This window comes from Bradyrhizobium sp. CAR08, from assembly GCF_052871955.1.
Window position 1 is genome coordinate 1 of the sequence record NZ_JBIXJX010000007.1, and the last position, 20,078, is coordinate 20,078.

Annotated in this window: 16 protein-coding genes and 1 pseudogene; 16 read left to right on the forward strand and 1 reads right to left on the reverse strand. The window is 63.2% G+C overall.

Annotation, left to right across the window (positions count from 1 at the left end; translation table 11 throughout):
* The 8 genes and pseudogenes from ACIPUD_RS15965 to ACIPUD_RS16000 all read left to right on the forward strand — a co-directional run.
* Positions 1 to 292 (forward strand): annotated as a pseudogene (locus tag ACIPUD_RS15965) (IS30 family transposase); the annotation flags it as partial.
* Positions 293 to 484: 192 nt separating this feature from the next.
* Entirely contained in the window at positions 485 to 1,294 is an 810-nt protein-coding gene (locus ACIPUD_RS15970) for an ABC transporter permease (RefSeq protein WP_007593901.1), read from the forward strand.
* 63 nt (positions 1,295 to 1,357) lie between these two features.
* On the forward strand, positions 1,358 to 2,350 hold the full coding sequence (locus ACIPUD_RS15975) for an ABC transporter substrate-binding protein (protein WP_446481126.1): 993 nt from the start codon (positions 1,358 to 1,360) through the stop codon (positions 2,348 to 2,350).
* 14 nt (positions 2,351 to 2,364) lie between these two features.
* Positions 2,365 to 3,195, forward strand: a complete 831-nt coding sequence (locus ACIPUD_RS15980; protein ID WP_247360165.1) for an ABC transporter ATP-binding protein — start codon at positions 2,365 to 2,367, stop codon at positions 3,193 to 3,195.
* A 5-nt stretch (positions 3,196 to 3,200) separates the two neighbouring features.
* Complete coding sequence (locus tag ACIPUD_RS15985; protein WP_446481127.1) at positions 3,201 to 4,598, forward strand: hypothetical protein; 1,398 nt, start codon at positions 3,201 to 3,203, stop codon at positions 4,596 to 4,598.
* On the forward strand, positions 4,595 to 5,746 hold the full coding sequence (locus ACIPUD_RS15990; RefSeq protein WP_446481128.1) for a Gfo/Idh/MocA family protein: 1,152 nt from the start codon (positions 4,595 to 4,597) through the stop codon (positions 5,744 to 5,746). The genes ACIPUD_RS15985 and ACIPUD_RS15990 overlap by 4 nt, the downstream gene beginning before the upstream one ends.
* Positions 5,747 to 5,881: 135 nt before the next feature.
* Positions 5,882 to 7,072, forward strand: a complete 1,191-nt coding sequence (locus ACIPUD_RS15995; RefSeq protein ID WP_446481129.1) for a dihydrodipicolinate synthase family protein — start codon at positions 5,882 to 5,884, stop codon at positions 7,070 to 7,072.
* A complete protein-coding gene (locus tag ACIPUD_RS16000) occupies positions 7,072 to 7,935 on the forward strand; it encodes a sugar phosphate isomerase/epimerase family protein (RefSeq protein ID WP_446481130.1) in 864 nt (287 codons plus the stop codon). Before ACIPUD_RS15995 ends, ACIPUD_RS16000 begins: the two co-directional genes overlap by 1 nt.
* A gap of 136 nt (positions 7,936 to 8,071) precedes the next feature.
* On the opposite strand, the gene ACIPUD_RS16005 is transcribed toward ACIPUD_RS16000, so the two are convergent.
* On the reverse strand, positions 8,072 to 9,292 hold the full coding sequence (locus ACIPUD_RS16005) for a cytochrome P450 (protein ID WP_204510601.1): 1,221 nt from the start codon (positions 9,290 to 9,292) through the stop codon (positions 8,072 to 8,074).
* A 107-nt stretch (positions 9,293 to 9,399) separates the two neighbouring features.
* Between ACIPUD_RS16005 and ACIPUD_RS16010 the strand changes: the two genes are divergently transcribed.
* The 8 genes from ACIPUD_RS16010 to ACIPUD_RS16045 all read left to right on the forward strand — a co-directional run bounded on the left by ACIPUD_RS16010 (position 9,400) and on the right by ACIPUD_RS16045 (position 20,070).
* Entirely contained in the window at positions 9,400 to 9,954 is a 555-nt protein-coding gene (locus ACIPUD_RS16010) for a phosphonopyruvate decarboxylase (protein WP_446481131.1), read from the forward strand.
* Entirely contained in the window at positions 9,951 to 10,541 is a 591-nt protein-coding gene (locus ACIPUD_RS16015; protein WP_446481132.1) for a thiamine pyrophosphate-dependent enzyme, read from the forward strand. The genes ACIPUD_RS16010 and ACIPUD_RS16015 overlap by 4 nt, the downstream gene beginning before the upstream one ends.
* 89 nt (positions 10,542 to 10,630) lie before the next feature.
* Positions 10,631 to 11,332, forward strand: a complete 702-nt coding sequence (locus ACIPUD_RS16020) for a TetR/AcrR family transcriptional regulator (RefSeq protein ID WP_083926457.1) — start codon at positions 10,631 to 10,633, stop codon at positions 11,330 to 11,332.
* A 1-nt stretch (position 11,333) separates the two neighbouring features.
* On the forward strand, positions 11,334 to 12,527 hold the full coding sequence (locus ACIPUD_RS16025; RefSeq protein WP_018457051.1) for an efflux RND transporter periplasmic adaptor subunit: 1,194 nt from the start codon (positions 11,334 to 11,336) through the stop codon (positions 12,525 to 12,527).
* Between the two features lie 76 nt (positions 12,528 to 12,603).
* Positions 12,604 to 15,699, forward strand: coding sequence for a MexW/MexI family multidrug efflux RND transporter permease subunit (locus ACIPUD_RS16030; protein ID WP_026233289.1), 3,096 nt, complete (start codon positions 12,604 to 12,606; stop codon positions 15,697 to 15,699).
* Between the two features lie 140 nt (positions 15,700 to 15,839).
* A complete protein-coding gene (locus tag ACIPUD_RS16035; protein ID WP_317244774.1) occupies positions 15,840 to 18,437 on the forward strand; it encodes an ATP-binding protein in 2,598 nt (865 codons plus the stop codon).
* A complete protein-coding gene (locus tag ACIPUD_RS16040) occupies positions 18,434 to 18,823 on the forward strand; it encodes a response regulator (RefSeq protein ID WP_018457048.1) in 390 nt (129 codons plus the stop codon). Before ACIPUD_RS16035 ends, ACIPUD_RS16040 begins: the two co-directional genes overlap by 4 nt.
* Positions 18,820 to 20,070 carry an adenylate/guanylate cyclase domain-containing protein gene (locus ACIPUD_RS16045; RefSeq protein ID WP_446481133.1) on the forward strand — a complete coding sequence of 417 codons (1,251 nt, stop codon included), beginning with the start codon at positions 18,820 to 18,822 and terminating at the stop codon, positions 20,068 to 20,070. Before ACIPUD_RS16040 ends, ACIPUD_RS16045 begins: the two co-directional genes overlap by 4 nt.
* Positions 20,071 to 20,078 lie beyond the last annotated feature (8 nt).

Sequence of the window (20,078 nt, forward strand, 5' to 3'; positions counted from 1 at the left end):
CGTACCGGAGGCACTGCGCCGTACCGTCACCTTCGACAACGGCACCGAGTTCGCCGCCCACCTTTCCTTGCAGAGCCTCTTGATGAAGACCTTCTTCTGCGACCCGCACGCGCCGTGGCAAAAGGGCAGCATCGAGAACGCCATCGGCCGCTTGCGCCGCTTCATCCCCCGAAAGACCGACCTCGAAAAGCTCCCAACCAGGCGCTTCCGTCAGTCCATTGCCGCCTACAACAACACCCCGCGCAAATGCCTTGACTTCAGAACCCCGGCAGAGGCCTTCTCCTCTCAACTGTTGCACTTCGAGTGTGAATCCACCTCCTGGCCTTCGCCAGGACGACACCGGGGATTTGGCCCGGTCTTTCAATCCCAGGATGATCCCAAACCTTCCGGAACCCCGCCCAAAACGTCGCAGGAAAACCGCTGGACAGTATTTACCCAACGGGTTAATTTCTCGCCTAACGAACAAGACGACCGGGAGTGAGACGTGGCTGAGCTGAAGCCGCAGAGTGCGGTGTCCAAGATGCTGAACGCGGCCTGGATCCGGCCGTTTTTGTTCCTGGTGTTCATCGTCGTGGCCTGGGATCTCGCCATCCGGCTGTTCAAGATTCCCGCCTACCAGATCCCGTCGCCGGGCGATGTCATTGCGGTGCTGCGCACCGATTGGCCGGAACTGCTGCGCCAGTCCTGGCCGACGACTTATGCAACCGTCTGCGGCTTCGCGCTCTCGGCGCTGTTTGGGATCCCCATCGCAATGCTGATCGCGGGCTCCAAGACAGTGGAGAGCTACGTCTATCCGCTGCTGGTGTTCTCGCAGTCCGTGCCGAAGATCGCGATCGCGCCGCTGTTCGTGGTGTGGTTCGGCTTCGGCATCATTCCGAAAGTAATCTCGGCGTTCCTGCTTGGGTTTTTCCCGGTGGTGGTCTCCGCCGTGCAAGGCTTCAAATCGGTCGATCCGGATATGGTCGATCTCGCCCGCGCCATGCAGGGCAGCCGCTTCCAGGTGTTTTGCGCGGTGAACCTGCCGCATGCGCTGCCGGCGATCTTCTCCGGCCTCAAAGTATCGGTGACGCTGGCCGTGGTCGGCGCCGTCGTCGGCGAGTTCGTCGGCTCCAATTCCGGCATCGGCTATGTGATGCAGCGCTCGATCGGCACCTTCGACTTGCCGACGATGTTCGCGGCCCTCGTAATCCTCGCGTTGCTCGGCGTCATCCTGTTCTGGATCGTGGACCGGATCGAGAAGCTGGTCATTCCCTGGCATGTCAGCCAGCGCGAGGACGTGATTTTCGCCTCTTAACAACAACCAAAGCAACGAACGGCCGCCAAACGGCCGACGCAACAACGACAAGGGAGAGTGACGATGAAGCGGTGGATAGGAGCTGTCTCGGCGGCGCTGATGGTGTTTGCGGCCATGCCGGCGCAAGCAGCCGACAAGGTCGTGCTGATGCTCAATTGGTATGTCTATGGCGAGCACGCGCCGTTCTATTACGGCAAGGCCAAGGGCATTTACGCAGCCGAAGGCATCGACCTCGAGATCCAGGAAGGCCGCGGCTCGGCCGCGACCACGCAGGCGGTGGCCGCCAAGACAGCCGATTTCGGCTATGTCGACGTGCCCACCATGATGCGCGCCGCGATCAAGGGTGCGCCAGTGGTTGCGACTGGCGTGCTGCTCCAGACCAGCCCGATGTCTGCCATGGGTTTCGTCGACAAGAACATCAGGAAGCCCGAGGACATCAAGGGTAAGACGGTGGCGATCACGCCGGCCGATTCCATGACCCAGATCTGGCCGCTCTTCCTGAAGAAGACCGGCCTGAAGGAAAGCGACTTCCAGACGGTCGCGGGCGATGGCCAGACCAAGCTCAACGCGGTCATCAACGGCCAGGCTGACCTCTTGCTCGGCTACGTCATGGACCAGTCGATGAAGATCAAGGACGCCACCGGCAAGGACGTCTACCCGATCAAGTTCGCCGACTACGGCATCAACATGGTCTCTTCCGGCATCATCGCCAACACCGATTACGTGAAGGCCAATGCCGATCTCGTCCGCCGCTTCATGTCGGCCACGACCAAGGCGGTCGAAGCCGCCGAGAAGGAGCCGAAGGCCGCGGCGCAGTCGATCCTCGATGCCAACCCCAAGGGCGGCAAGATCGACACGCTGACGCAAGGATTTGAGCTGACCATTCCGCTCTATCGCACCGCGGAGACCAAGGCCAAGCGGCCGTTCCAGGTCACCGATCAGAACATGACGGACTCGGTCAACCTGATGGTCGAATATGGCGGGCTCGATGCCAAGGCCAAGGAGAACCCGAAGGCGTTCTATACCAACGACTATCTGCCGAAGAGCGGCTCGTGAAACCTGCGATAACCATGAGCGAAACCCTGCAACCGGCCGCGCATCTGAGACTGGTGAGCGACCGGGCTGCCGGCGATGCGTCGGGCATCAAGCTGTCAGGCGTGTCGAAGACCTACCGGACGCGCGACGGCGATGTGCCGTCGTTGCGGCCGCTGGACTTCCACATCAATGACGGCGAGTTCTTCGTCGTGGTCGGCCCATCCGGCTGCGGCAAGTCCACGCTACTCAAGCTGATCTCGGGACTGCTGCCGCCGACCACGGGCGAGATCCTGGTCGAGGGCGAGAAGGTGACGGCGCCGCACGGCAATGTCGGCATCGTGTTCCAGAACGCGCTGCTGCTGCCATGGCGCAACATCCTGTCCAACGTAATGCTGCCGATCGACATGAAGCGGCTGCCGCGGCAGACATATCTCGACCGCGCCAAGGCACTGTTGAAGCTGGTTGGGCTCGAAGGTTTCGAGAAGAAGCTGCCGTGGCAGCTCTCCGGCGGTATGCAGCAGCGCGCCTCGATTTGCCGCGCCCTGGTGCATGATCCCCGGATCATGCTGATGGACGAGCCGTTCGGCGCTCTCGACGCGTTGACGCGCGAGCGCATGAATGTCGAGCTGATGCGGATCCAGCGCGAGACCAGGAAGACGGTCCTGCTGATCACGCATTCGATCCCCGAGGCCGTGTTCCTCGCCGATCGCGTGCTGGTCATGACCGAGCGGCCCGGCGCGGTCGCCGCGATCTACGACGTCCCGCTGCCGCGGCCCCGTTCGCTCGACGTGATGGCCGATCCTGTGTTCACCGAACTCGTGCAGCGCATCCGCAAGCACTTTTTCTCGCAAGGTTCACTGGACTGACGACCATGGCACCGCGCCTGAAGCTGCGAGACATCACCTTCTTCGAGCGACCCGTGCATTTCGCCCGGCCGTTCCGCTTCGGCGCTGTTACCATCAACGCGACGCCGCAGCTGTTCGTGCGGGTCGGGATCGAGGTCGAGGGTAGGGGATCGGCGGTTGGCGCCAGTGCCGAACTGCTGGTGCCGAAATGGTTCGACAAGCGGCCGGAGCTGTCGCCGACGCAGACGGTGGATGGCTTGCGCCGTTCGCTGGAGATCGCGCGTGGGCTTTATCTTGCGCGAACCGGATTTCTGACGGCATTCGATCTGCATGCCTCATGCATCGGTGCTCAGGTCGCGACCTGTGCGAAAAAGAACATTCCGACGCTGGCCGCAGCCTATGGCCCCGCGGAAATCGACAAAGCGATCCTCGATGCGCTGCTCCGCGCCGCCGAGACCAATTTTTTCGACGGCATGGCCGGCAACATCGCCGGCATCGATGCGCGGCTTTCGCCCGACCTGAACGAAACGGATCTCAAGACGTTTCTGTCCGGCCGGAAGCCGCTGGCGCGCGTTGCCATCAGGCATACCGTCGGTCTCGACGACACCGTTGAAGGCGAGGGCGGAGTTGCAGATCCCCACGAGAACTCCGGTGCAAGATACTTCAAGCTGAAGCTGTCGGGGGACCCCGTCGGCGATGCAGCGCGGCTGGCGCGCATGGGCAAGGAGCTCGATGCGCTGGACCGTGACTACAAAGTGACGCTCGATGCCAACGAGCAATATGCCGATCTCGCAGCCTTGCATGAACTCATCGGCCGGATCGACCATGACACTGCGCTGCGATCGATTTCATCCAGGCTGCTCTATATCGAGCAGCCAATGCCGCGCGATGTTACGAGGCAGTCGCCGCTCGGCTCGCTCGCTGCGCGTGGCTTCATCATCGACGAAGCCGACGATTCCTACGACGCGTTTCCCGCGGCCCGGGCGCTTGGCTATCACGGCATCTCGTCGAAATCGTGCAAAGGGCTTTACAAATCCATCGTCAACGCGACGCGCGCGGCGAAATGGAGCCTGGCCGGCGAAAGATTCTTCGTCACCGGCGAGGACCTGACCTGCCAGGCGGGCCTCGCCGTGCAGCAGGACCTTGCGCTCGGTGCCTTCATCGGCATCGCCCATGCCGAACGTAACGGCCATCACTATGTCGATGGCTTTGGCGATACGCCCGCCGCGGAAGCCCGGGCCTTCGCCGCCGCGCACCCGGATCTCTACGCCGATGCCGGGCAGGGCATCCGCCTCTCCATTCACAACGGCGATCTCCTGACGGGATCGCTTCATGCTGCGGGCTTTGCGACGTCGGTCCATCCGGACTGGTCGGCGCTTCGTCCGCTCGAACAGCCACAATCACTCTGGGAGCAATCGGTATGACCACCCAACGCCTTGGCCTCATCATGAACGGCGTCACCGGCCGCATGGGCCTCAACCAGCATCTGATCCGCTCGATCGTCGCGATCCGTGAGGAGGGCGGCGTCCGCTTGAAGAACGGCGACCGCGTGATGCCCGATCCGATCCTGGTCGGCCGCAGCGCCGAGAAGGTCGAGGGGCTCGCCAAGCGCTACAACATCACGCGCTGGACCACGGATCTCGACGCCGCCCTCGCCGACAAGAACGACACCATGTTCTTCGATGCCGCGACCACCCAGGCGCGCCCCGGGCTGCTGACCCAGGCCATCAATGCCGGCAAGCACGTCTATTGCGAGAAGCCGATCGCGACCAATTTCGAGGCGGCGCTCGAGGTCGTCAAGCTCGCCAATTCCAAGGGCGTCAAGCACGGCACGGTGCAGGACAAGCTGTTCCTGCCCGGCCTGAAGAAGATCGCCTTCCTGCGCGACTCCGGCTTCTTCGGCCGCATCCTCTCGGTGCGCGGCGAGTTCGGCTATTGGGTGTTCGAAGGTGGCTGGCAGGAGGCGCAGCGGCCGTCATGGAATTATCGCGACGAGGACGGCGGCGGCATCATCCTCGACATGGTCTGCCACTGGCGCTACGTGCTCGACAATCTCTTCGGCGAGGTCGAGAGCGTGAGCTGCATCGGCAACACCGACATCCCGGAGCGTTTCGACGAGCAGGGCAAGAAGTACAAGGCGACCGCGGACGATTCCGCCTATGCCACGTTCCAGCTCAAGGGCGGCGCCATCGCCCACATCAATATGTCCTGGGTGACGCGCGTCTATCGCGACGATCTCGTCACCTTCCAGGTTGACGGCACACTCGGCTCGGCCGTCGCCGGCCTTTCCGACTGCATGATCCAGGCGCGGCAGGCGACGCCCCGGCCGGTGTGGAATCCCGACGAGAAGCGGCTGCACGATTTCTACGGCGATTGGCAGAAACTGCCTGACAACGTCACCTACGACAACGGCTTCAAGGAGCAGTGGGAGATGTTCATCCGCCACGTCTACGAGGATGCGCCCTACAAGTTCACGCTGCTCGAAGGCGTCAAGGGCGTGCAGCTCGCCGAATGCGCGCTGAAGAGCTGGAAGGAGCGGCGCTGGATCGATGTCGCGCCGATCAAGGTCTGAGCTTTATTGGACAAGTGTCGATGTTATTGAGCCGTCATTGCGAGCGAAGCGAAGCAATCCAGAGTGCCTCCGCGGCAAGAGTCTGGATTGCTTCGTCGCTTCGCACCTCGCAATGACGGGGAGAGGTCTGAAATCATGAACAAGCCCGTCCTGTCGATGTCGTCCCTATCGCTCAAGCTGCCGAAAGCCGATGGCTCGATCGAGACCTACCGGCTCGCGGCGTCGCGAACGTTTCCCGCAAAGCTCGAGGGACCGCTGAACCGCATCGCGTTCTCGGCCGTCCATACCGTGACCGATCCATTCGCTGACAACGACCCGTGGCTCTCCGCTGCCGTCGACTGGGACAAGACCATCGCCTTTCGCGAGCACGTCTGGGATCTCGGTCTCGGCGTGGCGGAAGCCATGGACACCGCGCAGCGCGGCATGGGGCTGGACTGGCCGACCTCGCTGGAGCTGATCACGCGCTCGGTATCTGCCGCGAAGCGACGCAACGCCCTGGTGTTTTCCGGAGCGGGCACGGACCATCTCCCGGTCGAGGACGCCAAGAATCTCGACGACGTGATCCGCGCCTATGAGGAGCAGATATCGGCGGTCGAGAAGGTCGGCGGCCGCATCATCTTGATGGCGTCGCGCGCGCTGGCGAAGCTTGGCCGTAACGCCGACGATTATGCAAAGGTCTATGACCGCGTGCTCTCGCAGGTTCGCGAGCCCGTGATCATCCACTGGCTGGGCGACATGTTCGATCCGGCGCTGACGGGATATTGGGGCACCAACGATCTCGACAAGGCGATGGATATTGCGGTCGCGATCATCAACGGCAACGCCGCCAAGGTGGACGGTGTCAAGGTTTCGCTGCTCGACAAGCAGCGCGAGATCGACATGCGCCGTCGTCTCGACAAGCGCATCAAGATGTACACCGGCGACGATTTTAATTATGCGGAGCTGATCGCCGGCGACCAACAGGGCTTTTCGCACGCGCTGCTCGGCATTTTTGACGCGATCGCGCCGGCGGCGTCCTACGCGTTGTCGCGGTTGGCTGCTGGTGACGAAGCGGGCTTCCACGACGTGCTGGGACCGACCGTGCCGCTGTCGCGGCACATCTTCAAGGCGCCGACGCGGTTCTACAAGACCGGCGTGGTGTTCATGGCCTATCTCAACGGCCACCAGGATCACTTCACCATGGTCGGCGGGCAGGAGAGCACGCGCTCGACGCTGCATCTGGCGGAGCTGTTCCGGCTGGCCGACAAGGCCGGGCTGCTCGCCGATCCGGAGTTGGCGACGCGGCGGATGAAGGCCGTGCTCTCAACGCGCGGAATCGAATCCTGATGCGCGATTTCTCGTCCGACCATCGCTGGCTGTCGCTCAACACGGCGACAATCCGCAAGCAGGGTGACCTCGTCGAAATCGTCGACGCCTGTGCCAGGCACGGCATCCGCGCCATCGATCCCTGGCGCGACCAGGTCGCAGCCGTCGGCCTCGAGCGTGCCGCGCGTGCGGTGCGCGATGCCGGTCTCGACCTGTCGGGCTATTGCCGTGGCGGCATGTTCACCTCCGACGCGTCGCGCCGGAGCGAGGTGCGCGACGACAACCGGCGCTGCGTCGACGAAGCCAAGGCGCTGGGAGCCCCCTGCATCGTTCTCGTCGTCGGCGGCCTGCCGCAATATTCGCGGCCGGGCAGCGAGGCGTCGAAGGACATCGCCGGCGCGCGGACGCAGGTCGAGGAAGCGCTCGCCGATATGCTCGATTACGCCAGACAGGCGCAGCTGCCGCTGGCGATCGAGCCGCTGCATCCGGCTTATGCGGCCGACCGCGCCTGCGTCAACACGACGAAGCAGGCGCTCGACATCTGCGACCGGCTCGACCCTGATCGCAGCGGCATGCTCGGCGTCGCGCTCGACGTCTATCACATCTGGTGGGATCCGGAGCTGATGGGGCAGATCGCCCGCGCCGGCCAAGATCGCCTGCTCGCCTTCCATGTCTGCGACTGGCTGGTGCCGACCAGGGACATTCTCAACGACCGCGGCATGATGGGCGACGGCGTGATCGACATCAAATCGGTGCGCGAAGCGGTCGAAGCGCAGGGCTTTGCCGGCTATTCGGAGATCGAAATCTTCTCCAACGACTGGTGGGGTAAACCGTTGGACGAGGTGCTGCAAACCTGCATCGCGCGGCACAAGACGGTGGTTTAGGCCTTCCGGCAATTGTTGCGCGCGGCGGCGCTGATGGCCTGAGATGTCAAATGGTTGCGCGGAATCGCTGGCCCATCCCGCGCCGGTAACCTTCTACTGTGCATGGGGTTGTTTTCGCGTTTTTTCGTTTGAGGCCTCAGCCGATCGCGCAGGGCACGCTCAAAAAGCCGCGGAACCGCACCCGTCCACCCCTGACCGGCCGTCCGCTCACGGCATAGTTCGGGAAGCGCGCCAAGAAGCGTGAGACCGCGATGGCGCCTTCCAATCGTGCCAGCGCCATGCCGGCGCATTGATGCGCGCCGGTGGCGAAGGCGAGATGCCGGTTCGGCGTGCGCGCGATGTCGAATCTCTCCGGGTCCGGAAACTGTGCGGGGTCACGGTTGGCAGCGCCGATACAGAGCGTGATGGATGTGCCGGCTTCGAGCATGACGCCGCCGAGTTCGACCCGCTCCGTGGTCATGCGGTTGCCGAGCTGGTTCGAGCTCTCGTAGCGCAGCATCTCTTCGACCGCAGTCTTGATCAGCTCAGGATTGTCGATCAGCCGCCGCTTCTGATCCGGATTCCGGTCGAGCGCCACGAGGCCGTTGCCGATCAGGTTGGTGGTGGTCTCGTGGCCGGCATTGAGCAGGAAGATGCAGTTGTGCAGCAGCTCCTTCTCGGTCAGCCGCTCGCCGTTGTCTTCACCCTGTATCAGGCGCGTCAGCACGTCGCGCTCGGGGTTGCCGGGCCTTTCGCGCCGGCGCGCGACCAGCGTTCGGAGGTAGGCGAGGAAGTCCGTCACCGCCTTGTTGCCGCGGGCAGCCACTTCAGGCGACACCACCGGTTCGAGGGCGCCCAGGATCGCCAGCGACCAGTCGCGCAGCGGCGCGCGCTCGTCATGGGGCACGTCAAGCAGATTGCCGATCACCTCGATCGGGATCGAGGCGGCGAAGTCCTCGATCAGCTCGCAATCACCTTTGGCGGCAATGGCGTCAAGCAAGCCGTCGACCAGCTTGATGATGTCAGGCTCCATCCCCGCGATCGCGCGCGGCGACAGCGCGCCCATGATCAGACGCCGCACGCGGGTATGCGCCGGCGGATCGTTGAAGACGAGGCTCGTGGTGTGGTGCTCGTAGAGCGGGGTGTCGCCGTATTTCGGCGCGAACTCGCGCTTCTTGTCCGAGCTGAACGATTTTGTGTTCTTGTAGGTCGTAACGAGGTCGTCATAGCGGGTCAGGAACACGGTGCCGTTGCGCAGGCGCTTGACCGGCTCGTTCTCCCGCAGTGCACGATAGGTCGGGTAGGGATTGTCGTAGAATTCCGCCGTCAGCTGTTCCAGATCGAAACTGGCCGCCAGTTCATTCGCACTTGCGTTCATGCCGCCATACTCGCCGGTTGAGTCCGATATGCTGTATTCGCTCTTTTGAGCGGCTCGGTTCACCGTCTACAGTCGAGCCGCGATTTGCAAGCCGACCGGACAGGAAAATGCACGCCCGCGCTGACGCTGCCGACACGGCCGCCGAGTCCAGCACTCATTGGCCCGACGATATTTTCGCGACCTTGCAACGCTTCGACGTTCGGCAGGTGCCCTACGTGCCCGACGCCGGCCATTCAAAGCTGATCCAGCGCGTGCTGGCATCGTCCACGATGCGCGCCATTCCGCTCACGACGGAGGAGGAGGGCGTGGCGCTTCTCGCCGGCGCCTGGACGGGGGGCCAGCGCGGCGTGCTGTTGATGCAGTCGAGCGGGGTCGGCAATTGCATTAACATGCTCTCGCTGATCCCGATCCTGCGCTTTCCCTTCCTCACGCTGGTGACGATGCGTGGCGAGTGGGGCGAGTTCAATCCATGGCAGGTGCCGATGGGATCGACCACGCAGGGCGTGTTCGAGCTCTCGGGTGTCAAGGTGCTGCGGGCGTCTAACGCAGCCGAGGTGCCGGCCGTGTTAGAGGCGGCGGCCGCGCAGGCCTATAACGCGCTCACGCCCACCGCCGTCCTGCTGTCGCAGCGCCTGATCGGCGCCAAGGTTTTCACCAAATGAACAAGGCCAATCTCCTCGACCGCCGTCAGGTGGTGTCCACGCTTCTCGCGAACCGCAGGGATTTGGTTGCGATCGGCGGCCTCGGCGCCTCCACCAACGACATGTGCGCGGCCGGCGATCATGCGCGCAATTTCTACCTCTGGGGCGGCATGGGCGGGGCGGCGATGATCGGGTTGGGCCTCGCTCTGGCGCAGCCAAAATTGCCGGTGCTGGTCATCACCGGCGACGGCGAGATGCTGATGGGCATGGGCAGCCTTGCCACTATCGGTCTGCAAAAGCCGTCCAATCTCTCGATCGCGGTGCTCGACAACGAGGCCTATGGTGAGACCGGCGGTCAGACCAGCCACACTTCCGTGGCCGCCGACCTCGTCGGCATCGCCAGAGCCTGCGGCATCGGAGACAGCCGGTCTGTGACGACCATGGCCGAGGTCGAGGCCTTCGCCAAATCCGTCCACGACGTCACGGCCGGGCCGCGCTTTGCCAATGTGAAGATCGACAGCGCCAATCTGGAGCGCATTTTGCCCAGCCGGGATGGGACTTACATTCTCAACCGGATCCGCGGCGACCTCGGCTTCCGCCCGATTTAGAACTTGGGATACCTCTAAGAGACGATTCTTGTAGGTTGCATCGCACCATTCGGCTTGACTTTTGCGTGGGTGAGTGCTTACTCACTAGCATGAGCTCATTGCGTATGACGAGCGACCTGAGGCGTCAATTGATCCTCGGCGCCGCAAAGCGTTGCTTTGCCCGACACGGCTATACCGGCACCACGACCAAGAGCGTGGCGGCCGCCGCTGCCATTTCCGAAGCGCTGCTGTTCAAGCATTTCCCGTCCAAGGCCGCGCTTTACGCCGAAATTCTCAGCGATGAATGCGAGGCGGACCCGGCGCTCATGGAGCTGCTCGAACGTGAGCCGTCGACCGCTACGTTGGTCGAAGTGATCCGCGGCATGGTCGGGCATTTCATGCACATCGCCGATGGCCCCGACCAGGAAGAGGCCCAGCGCCTGCGACTGATGACCACGAGTCATTTGGAGGATGGCGAATTTGCCCGGTTGCTATATGCCAAGATCGAGGCGCTGATCGGGGCGGCCTTCGTCGCCTCGCTCGAGCGTGCGGTTGCCGCGGGGGACGCGCGGCCATACAACGGCGAACCGCTCAACCTGTTCTGGTTTGCGCATCACACCGTGATGACGGCTGCGCTGACCAGGCTGCCGGCCACGCCGTGTCTCGCTTACGGCAAGGCGAACGACCTCGAGCGGCAGCTCTGTGAGTTTCTCCTGAGGGGTATCGGACTTAACGACGCCGCAATTGTTTCGCATTTGGGCCGCGATCAGGCCGGTTGTGCGGGCAAGACGGCGATTGCAGAAAGTGCATGACATGAACATCGTGACCGAACACAAGATTTCGGGCGAACCGATCGACAACAAGGCTCCCAAGCGTCCGGTCCGGCCGGTGCTCTGGTTCATCGTCGTCGGCACGCTTCTGGCCGTGCTCGTCGGTGGCCTCGTCTGGTTCAATTATTTCCGCGGCCAGATGATCAAGCAGTTCTTCGCCAACAACAAGCCGCCGCCGGTCGCGGTCAGCGCCGCCGAGGCGAAGTCCGAGGTGGTGCCGAACCTGTTGACCGCCGTCGGTGGTCTCGCCGCCGTGCACCAGGTCGACGTCAGCGCCGACGTCAACGGCCGTGTCACCGAGATCAAGTTCGAGCCGGGCACGCATGTCGAGGCCGGCACACCGCTCGTGCAGATGTTCGACGCGCCGGAGCAGGGCGACCTCGCCAATTACAAGGCGCAGGCCACCGTCGCACAGCTGTCGCTCGATCGCGCCAAGCAACTGGCGTCGCGCCAGTTCGGGCCGCAGGCAACCGTCGACACCGCGCAGGCCGCGTACGATCAGGCGCAGGCGGGTATCGCCAAGACCGAAGCGTTGATCTCGCAGAAGCTGGTCCGCGCGCCGTTCTCCGGCGATCTCGGCGTCCGCAAGGTCGAGGTCGGCCAGTATCTGACCGCCGGCACGGCCATCGTTTCGCTGACGGATCTGTCGGAGCTGTGGGCCAACTTCACGGTGACGGAAAAGGACTCGGGCAGCCTCAAGGTCGGTCAACCGGTCCGGCTGAAGGTCGACGCCTATCCCGGCCGCACCTTCGACGCCAAAATCACCACGATCGAGCCGCAGATCTCGACCGACACCCGTAACATCCGCGTGCAGGCGACCATCGCTAATCCGGAGAAGATCCTGAAGCCCGGCATGTTCGTGACCACCACGGTGGTGCTGCCGGACAAGCCGGCCGTAGTCACCGTGCCGGAGACGGCGGTCGACTACACGCTGTACGGCGACTCGGTGTTCGTGATCACCGAGAAGAAGGAAGCCGACGGCAAGACCAGCCTGAGCGCGGTGCGCACTTTCGTGCAGACCGGCAACCGGGTCGAAGGCCGCGTCGAAATCGTCAAGGGCGTGAAGCCGGGCGACAAGGTCGTCGCCGTCGGCCAGCTCAAGCTGCAATCGGGCGCGGCGGTGTCGATTTCGACCGACCCGGCTCCGCAGATCCCGGCGCAGCCGCCGCGCTACTGACATCGTACACGTTGCAGCATGATCCGGCACGGCCGGGTCACGCGCTTTGCAAGTCAAAGAAATCGAGATCGCCGCGATGCGCTTTACTGATATTTTCATCAAACGCCCGGTCCTGTCGGTCGTCGTCAGCCTGCTGATCCTGCTGATCGGCCTGCGCGCGGCGACGACGCTGCCGATCCGGCAATATCCGAAGCTGTCGAACACGGTCATCAACATCACGACCGTCTATCCGGGCGCGTCCGCGGACCTGATCCAGGGCTTCATCACCACGCCGATCGAGCAGGCGGTCGCCTCCGCCGAAGGTGTCGATTACATCACCTCGTCCTCGGTGCTCGGCACCTCGACGATCCAGGTCTACATCAAGCTGAACTTCGATCCGAACCAGGCGCTGACCGAAGTTCTGGCCAAGACGAACTCGGTCAAATACCTGATTCCGAAGGAATCCAACGATCCCATCGTCACCAAGACCACGGGCCAGACCACGGCCGTGATGTATCTCGGATTCTCGTCCGAAGAGCTGTCGGGCTCGGCGATCTCCGACTACCTGACGCGCGTTGTGCAACCGGTGCTGTCGACCGTCGACGGCGTCGCCTCCGCCGACATTCTCGGCGGCCAGACCTTTGCGATGCGGCTGTGGCTTGATCCTCTCAAGATGGCCGGCCGCAACGTGTCGCCTGCGGATGTCGCGACCGCGATCACCGCCAACAACTTCCAGTCAGCGGCGGGGCAGACCAAGGGTTATCTCATCGTCTCGAACGTATCGACGAATACGGGCCTGACCGACGTCAACCAGTTCAAGAAGATGATCGTCAAGGCCAAGGACGGCGGCTTCGTGCGGATGGAGGACATCGCCACCGTCGAACTTGCGGCCCAAAGCACGGACGCGAGCGTCGCCTTCAACGGCGAGCACGCCATCTTCATCGGTGTGCAGGCAACGCCGCAGGGCAACCCGCTGACGCTGGTCAAGGGCGTGCGGGCGCTATTCCCCGAGCTGGAGCGCAATCTGCCACCGTCGATGAAGATGAAGGTCGCCTACGATTCGACCAAGTTCATCCAATCCTCGATCGACGAGGTCGAGAAGACACTGGGTGAAGCCGTGATCATCGTGATCGTGGTGATCTTCCTGTTCCTGGCGTCGTTCCGTTCGGTCATCATTCCCGTTGTCACCATCCCGTTGTCGATGATCGGCGTCTGCACGCTGATGCTGGCGCTGGGCTTCAGCTTCAACCTGTTGACCCTGCTCGCGATGGTGCTGGCGATCGGCCTCGTGGTCGACGACGCCATCGTCGTGGTGGAAAACATCCATCGTCATCTGGAGGAAGGGAAAACGCCGGTCCAGGCGTCGCTGGAAGGCGCGCGCGAAATCGTGGGTCCCGTCGTCTCGATGACCATCACGCTCGCAGCCGTGTACGCTCCGATCGGTTTCCTCGGCGGTCTGACCGGCTCGCTGTTCCGCGAATTCGCCTTCACACTTGCGGGCTCGGTGATCGTGTCCGGCGTGATCGCGCTGACGCTCTCGCCGATGATGTGCTCGGTGCTGCTGAAGAACACGGAAGAGGGGCGCTTCGCCAAGTTCGTCAACAAGGTGTTTGGCGCGCTGACGCGGTGGTACGGGCGCAGGCTCGACCGCTCGCTCGACTACAAGGCCATCACCGGCCTGTTTGCGGTGACCATCCTCGGGCTCGTCGGCTTCCTTTACATGCACACGTCGAAGGAGCTGGCGCCTGAGGAAGACCAGGGTATCGTATTCGCGGTGACCAAGGCGCCGAAATACGCCAATATCGACTATGTCGATTTTTACGGCGAGAAGCTCGACAAGGAATTCCAGAAATTCCCCGAGACCGATCTGCGCTTCGTGCTGAACGGCATCAACGGCCCGCAGGGCGGTATCGCCGGCATGCTGCTCAAGCCCTGGGAGGAGCGCAAGCGCTCGTCGATCCAGCTGAAGTCGCTGGTGCAGGCCGAGCTTTCCAAGATCGAGGGCGTGCAGGCGTTCGCTTTCAACCTGCCGCCGCTGCCGGGCGGTCCGGGCGGTCTCCCGGTGCAGATGGTGATCAACTCCACCGCCAGCTTCCAGACTGTCTACGAACAGATGGAGAAGCTGAAGGCCGCCGCCCGCAAGAGCGGAATGTTCATCGTCTCCGACAGTGATCTTGCCTACAACCAGCCGAACGTGAAGGTGACGATCAACCGCACCAAGGCGCAGGATCTCGGCGTCAACATGCAGAACCTCGGCAGCACGCTCGCGGTGCTGCTCGGCGGCAACTACATCAACCGCTTCAACCTCGAGGGCCGTTCCTATCAAGTTATCCCGCAGGTGCCGCGCGGCCAGCGGCTCTCGCCGGAATCGCTCGCCGGCTACTACGTGACCACCAATACCGGCCAGCAGCTTCCGCTCTCGACGGTTGTGTCGATCGAGACCAAGACCGAGCCGAATTCGCTGACACATTACAATCAGCTCAATTCAGCGACCTTCTCGGCCGTGCCGATGCCCGGCGTGACCGTCGGTGCGGCGGTCGACTTCCTCGAGAGCGAGGCCAAAAACCTGCCGCAAGGCTTCAGCCATGCTTATCTGGCTGACAGCAGACAGTATGTGCAGGAAGGCAACCAGCTCGCGATCACCTTCGGCTTCGCGCTGATCATCATCTTCCTGGTGCTGGCGGCGCAGTTCGAGAGCTTGCGCGATCCGCTGGTCATCATGATCTCGGTGCCAATGGCGATCGTTGGCGCACTGATCCCGCTGTTCTTCGGCGTGGCGACCATGAACATCTACACCCAGGTCGGCCTGCTGACCTTGGTGGGCCTGATCACCAAGCACGGCATCCTGATGGTGGAGTTCGCCAACGAGCTCCAGATCAACGAGCGGCTCGATCGCCGCTCCGCCATCGAAATGTCGGCCCGTATTCGTCTGCGGCCGATCCTCATGACCACGGCCGCGATGGTGACGGGCCTGATCCCGCTCCTGACCGCGACCGGCGCAGGGGCCGCCAGCCGCTTCTCGATCGGTCTGGTGGTCGTGGCCGGCATGTCGATCGGCACGTTGTTCACGCTGTTCGTGTTGCCGGCGGTCTACGTGGTGCTGGCGACCGACCATCGCGCGGCGGCCGATTCCGAGCGGAACAAGCAGGTCAACGACCTCGACCTCAACGCCAAGGCGCTGCGGCCGACCTGAGGCCACCGATAAAGCGAACCCGAGGGCGGCAGCGGCCAATCCGCTGCCGCCCTTTTCTATTTGCCTCGGGGCCCGGCTGCCATCAGGCTTTCCCGCGCTCGCGAGAGACAAGGTCCGGTCTTCTTGCTAGGTTCAGCGGGATGAGCCTTCCCCTCCATCCCGACACCCCGCAAGCACGGACGCTGCCGAGCGCCGCGCGGGATGGCGTCGCGTCCGGTACGATGCCGGGGCAGGGGATCAGGACGCGGCTGTTCACCAAATATGTCGCGTTGTTCGTGGCCGTCGTCGCGATCGCGCTGCTGGCCAACGGCCTGTTCGAGGTCCTCTTCTATTATCGCGAGCACAAGGCCGCGCTGATCCGGGTTCAGCATGAACAAGCCGAGGCGGCCGCTGCCAAGATCGGTCAGTTCGTCAAGGAGATCGAGAGCCAGCTCGGCTGGACCACGCAGCTGCCCTGGTCGGCGGGCTCGCTCGAGCAGCGCCGCTTCGATGCGCTGCGGCTGCTGCGCCAAGTCCCTGCGGTCACCGAGCTCGCGCAGGTCGATGCGACCGGCAAGGAGCGGCTCCGGGTCTCGCGGCTTGCCATGGACGCGACCGACAGCGGGATCGACCTGTCGGAGGATCCGAAGTTTACCGAGGCGGTCGCGCACAAGGTCTATTACGGTCCGGTCTATTTCCGCAGGGAGTCCGAGCCGTATATGACTCTGGCGCAGGCTGGGTCGCGCAAGGATGCCGGCGTCAGTATCGCGGAGGTCAATCTCAAGCTGATCTGGGACGTCGTCTCCCAGATCAAGGTCGGCGAGCACGGACACGCCTACGTGGTGGGTCCGGAGGGACGCCTGATCGCGCACCCCGATATCAGCCTGGTCCTGCGCAACACCGACATGTCTGGTCTCACCCAGGTGCGCGCCGCGCTTGCCGGAGGCAGCGCCGCGTTCGACCCGCTTTCCGAAGCGCGCAATCTCCAGGGACAGACGGTGCTGACCGCGTCGGCCCCGATCGCGCCGCTGCACTGGACCATGTTCGTCGAGCTCCCGGTCGAGGAGGCCTATGCGACGCTCTATGCCGCGTTGGAACGGCTTGCATTCGTGCTGCTCGCGGCGTCGATCTTCGCGGTGCTTGCCGGGATATTCCTCGCGCGCCGCATGGTCGGGCCGATCCAGGCGCTGCGCAGCGGTGCCGAGCGCATCGGCAGTGGCGATTTCTCCCAGCGCATCTCGATCCGAACCGGAGACGAACTGGAGGGGCTCGCGGACCAGTTCAATGACATGGGCGAGCGCCTGCAGGAATCCTATGCGGACCTGGAGAAGAAGGTCGAGGTGAGAACCGCCGAGTTGACCGAGTCGCTCGAGCAGCAGACGGCGACGTCGGAAGTGTTGCAGGTCATCAGTTCGTCTCCGGGCGAACTCGCACCGGTGTTCCACAAGATGCTCGAGAATGCCACACGAGTCTGTGGCGCGAGTTTCGGCGTCATGAATTTGTGGGATGGAGAGAATTTCACAATTGCTGCGGACTACAATGTGCCGCCTGCGTTCGCGGCTTCGCGGAAAGATATGGCGATCCGTCCCCATCCGGAGAGCGCGCTTGCCGTGGTCGTCAGAACACGTCAAGTCGTCCACGTTCACGATGTGCAACAAACTCCGGCCTATCTTGCCGGAGGTCCGACCATTCGTGGAATCTCAGACGTCGCCGGCGCCCGTACGATCGTAATCGTGCCCATGATGAGGGAAAGCGAGCTGATCGGAACCGTCGCGGTTTATCGCAAGGAGGTCCGGCCGTTCACCGACAAGCAAATCGCGTTGGTTGAGAACTTCACGAAGCAAGCCGTCATCGCCATCGAGAATACGCGACTGCTGAACGAATTGCGCAAGCGCACGACGGAGCTGTCGCAATCCCTCGACGATCTTCGCACCGCGCAGGACCGCCTGGTCCAGACCGAGAAGCTCGCGTCGCTCGGCCAGCTCACGGCGGGAATCGCGCACGAGATCAAGAACCCACTCAATTTCGTCAACAATTTCTCGGCGGTGTCGACCGAGTTGATCGACGAGCTCAACGAGGCGCTGCAGGCGGCCTCGCTCGACGGCAAGACGAAGGCGGAGGTCGACGAGCTGACTGGCATGCTCAGGAGCAACCTCGAAAAGGTGGTGCAGCACGGCAAGCGCGCCGATTCCATCGTCAGGAACATGCTCCTGCATTCGCGCGAGGGCTCCGGAGAGCGCCGTCCGGCGGACATCAATGCCATCGTCGAGGAAAGCCTCAACCTCGCCTATCACGGCGCGCGAGCCGAGAAGCCTGGCTTCAACGTCACGATAGAGCGCGGCTTCGACCCCGCCGCAGGCATGGTCGATATCTATCCGCAGGAAATTACGCGAGTCGTCCTCAATCTGATCTCGAATGGCTTCTACGCCACTGCCCAGCGCAAGGAGAGCGCCGCAGACGCCTTCGAGCCCACCCTGCGCGCAGCAACCAGAACGCTCGGCGACAGGGTCGAAATCCGCATTCGCGACAACGGCACCGGGATCCCGTCCGAGGTGAAGGAGAAGATGTTCAATCCCTTCTTCACCACCAAGCCGGCTGGCGAGGGCACCGGGCTCGGCCTTTCCATGAGCCATGACATCGTGGTGAAACAGCACGGCGGCACGATCGACGTGAACACCGCACCAGGCGTATTCACCGAATTCATCATCACCCTGCCGCGCGTAATGGCGGCGGACGGCACTTCCGGAGGCAAGACTTGAACGTTTACATCCTGGTCGTCGATGACGAGCCCGACGTCGAGGCGCTGTTCCGGCAGCAGTTTCGGCGCGATTTGCGCGCCGGCCGCTTCCAGATGGAATTCGCGTCGTCGGCACCCGATGCGCTGAAGCTCGCCGCCGAGGTGCGCGATCCCTCGTTGATCCTGATTTTGTCCGACATCAACATGCCCGGCATGAGCGGGCTCGACATGCTGCCGAAGGTGCGTCTTGCGCATCCGGACGTTCCCGTCATCATGATCACCGCCTATGGCGACGCCGAGACGCGCCGGAAGGCGATCGAGCGCGGCGCGGTCGCACTCCTCACCAAGCCGATCGATTTCGCGCTGCTGCGGCAGGAAATCGACACAAGGCTCGAGAAAGCCGCATGACCGCGACCATCCTCTTCGTCGACGACGAGCCGGATCTCGAGGCGTTGGTCCTGCAAAAATTCCGCAAGCAGATTCGCGATGGGTCGGTGACCATCATGTTCGCGCGAGACGGCGTCGAGGCGTTGCAATCGCTCGAGCAGAATCCGCATGTCGACATGGTGGTCTCCGACATCAACATGCCAAGGATGGATGGGTTGTCGCTGCTGGCGAAGCTCCAGGAAGCGGACGACAAGAAGTCCACCATCATCTTGTCGGCCTATGGCGATATGAGCAACATTCGCACTGCGATGAACCGCGGCGCGTTCGACTTTCTGACCAAACCGATCGATTTCGCCGACCTGGAGATGACGATCGAGAAGACCATCCGCCATATCGAGATGCTGCGGGAGGTGCGGCGCCGCCAGACGGAAGCCGAGCGCGCTCACGCCGCGCTCTCGCGTCATTTCTCGCCCGAGCTCGCCAAGCGTCTGGCGGCCGGCGGTGAGAGCGAGGGAATCGAAGTGCAGTGGCGCGATATCGCGACCATCTTCACGGATATAACGGGCTTCACCTCGCTGGTCGAGAGTGCGCCGCCGGAGACGCTGGGCGCGCTTCTCAACGAATATGTCGGCGGCATGACCGAAATCGTCTTCACGCATGAGGGGACGGTTGCCAAGATCATCGGCGATGCAATCCAGGTGCTCTTCAATGCGCCCGGAGATCAGCCCGATTATGCGACGCGTGCGGTTGCCTGCGCGCACGAGCTCGACGCCTGGGCGGAGGATTTTTCCGCGCGCTGGAAGCCGAGAGGGGTGAATTTCGGCACCACCCGCATCGGCATTCACGCCGGGCCGGCACTGGTCGGAAATTTCGGCGGCAGCCGGTTTTTCGACTACACCGCGTATGGCGACTCCATCAACATCGCGGCGCGACTGGAAGCCGCGAACAAGCATCTGGGCACGCGGATTTGCGTCAGTGCCGGCATCGCCGAGGCGGCTGAGAATTTTCGAGGTCGTCCCGTCGGGGAGCTGATGCTGCGCGGACGCAGCGAAGCGTTGCGCGCGTTCGAGCCGCTGACGCCGGCCCAATTCGCTGCGCCGGAAACGGCGCTGTATTCCGAAGCTTTTGCCAAGATGGAAGCCGGTGATGCCGCCGCCATGCCTGCCTTCGCGGCGCTGGTCGGCATGCATGCCGGCGATTCCCTGGCCGGCTTTCACCTGAAGCGCCTGCTTAACGGCGACAAGGGCATTCGCATGCAACTGGAATAGGAGTCCGA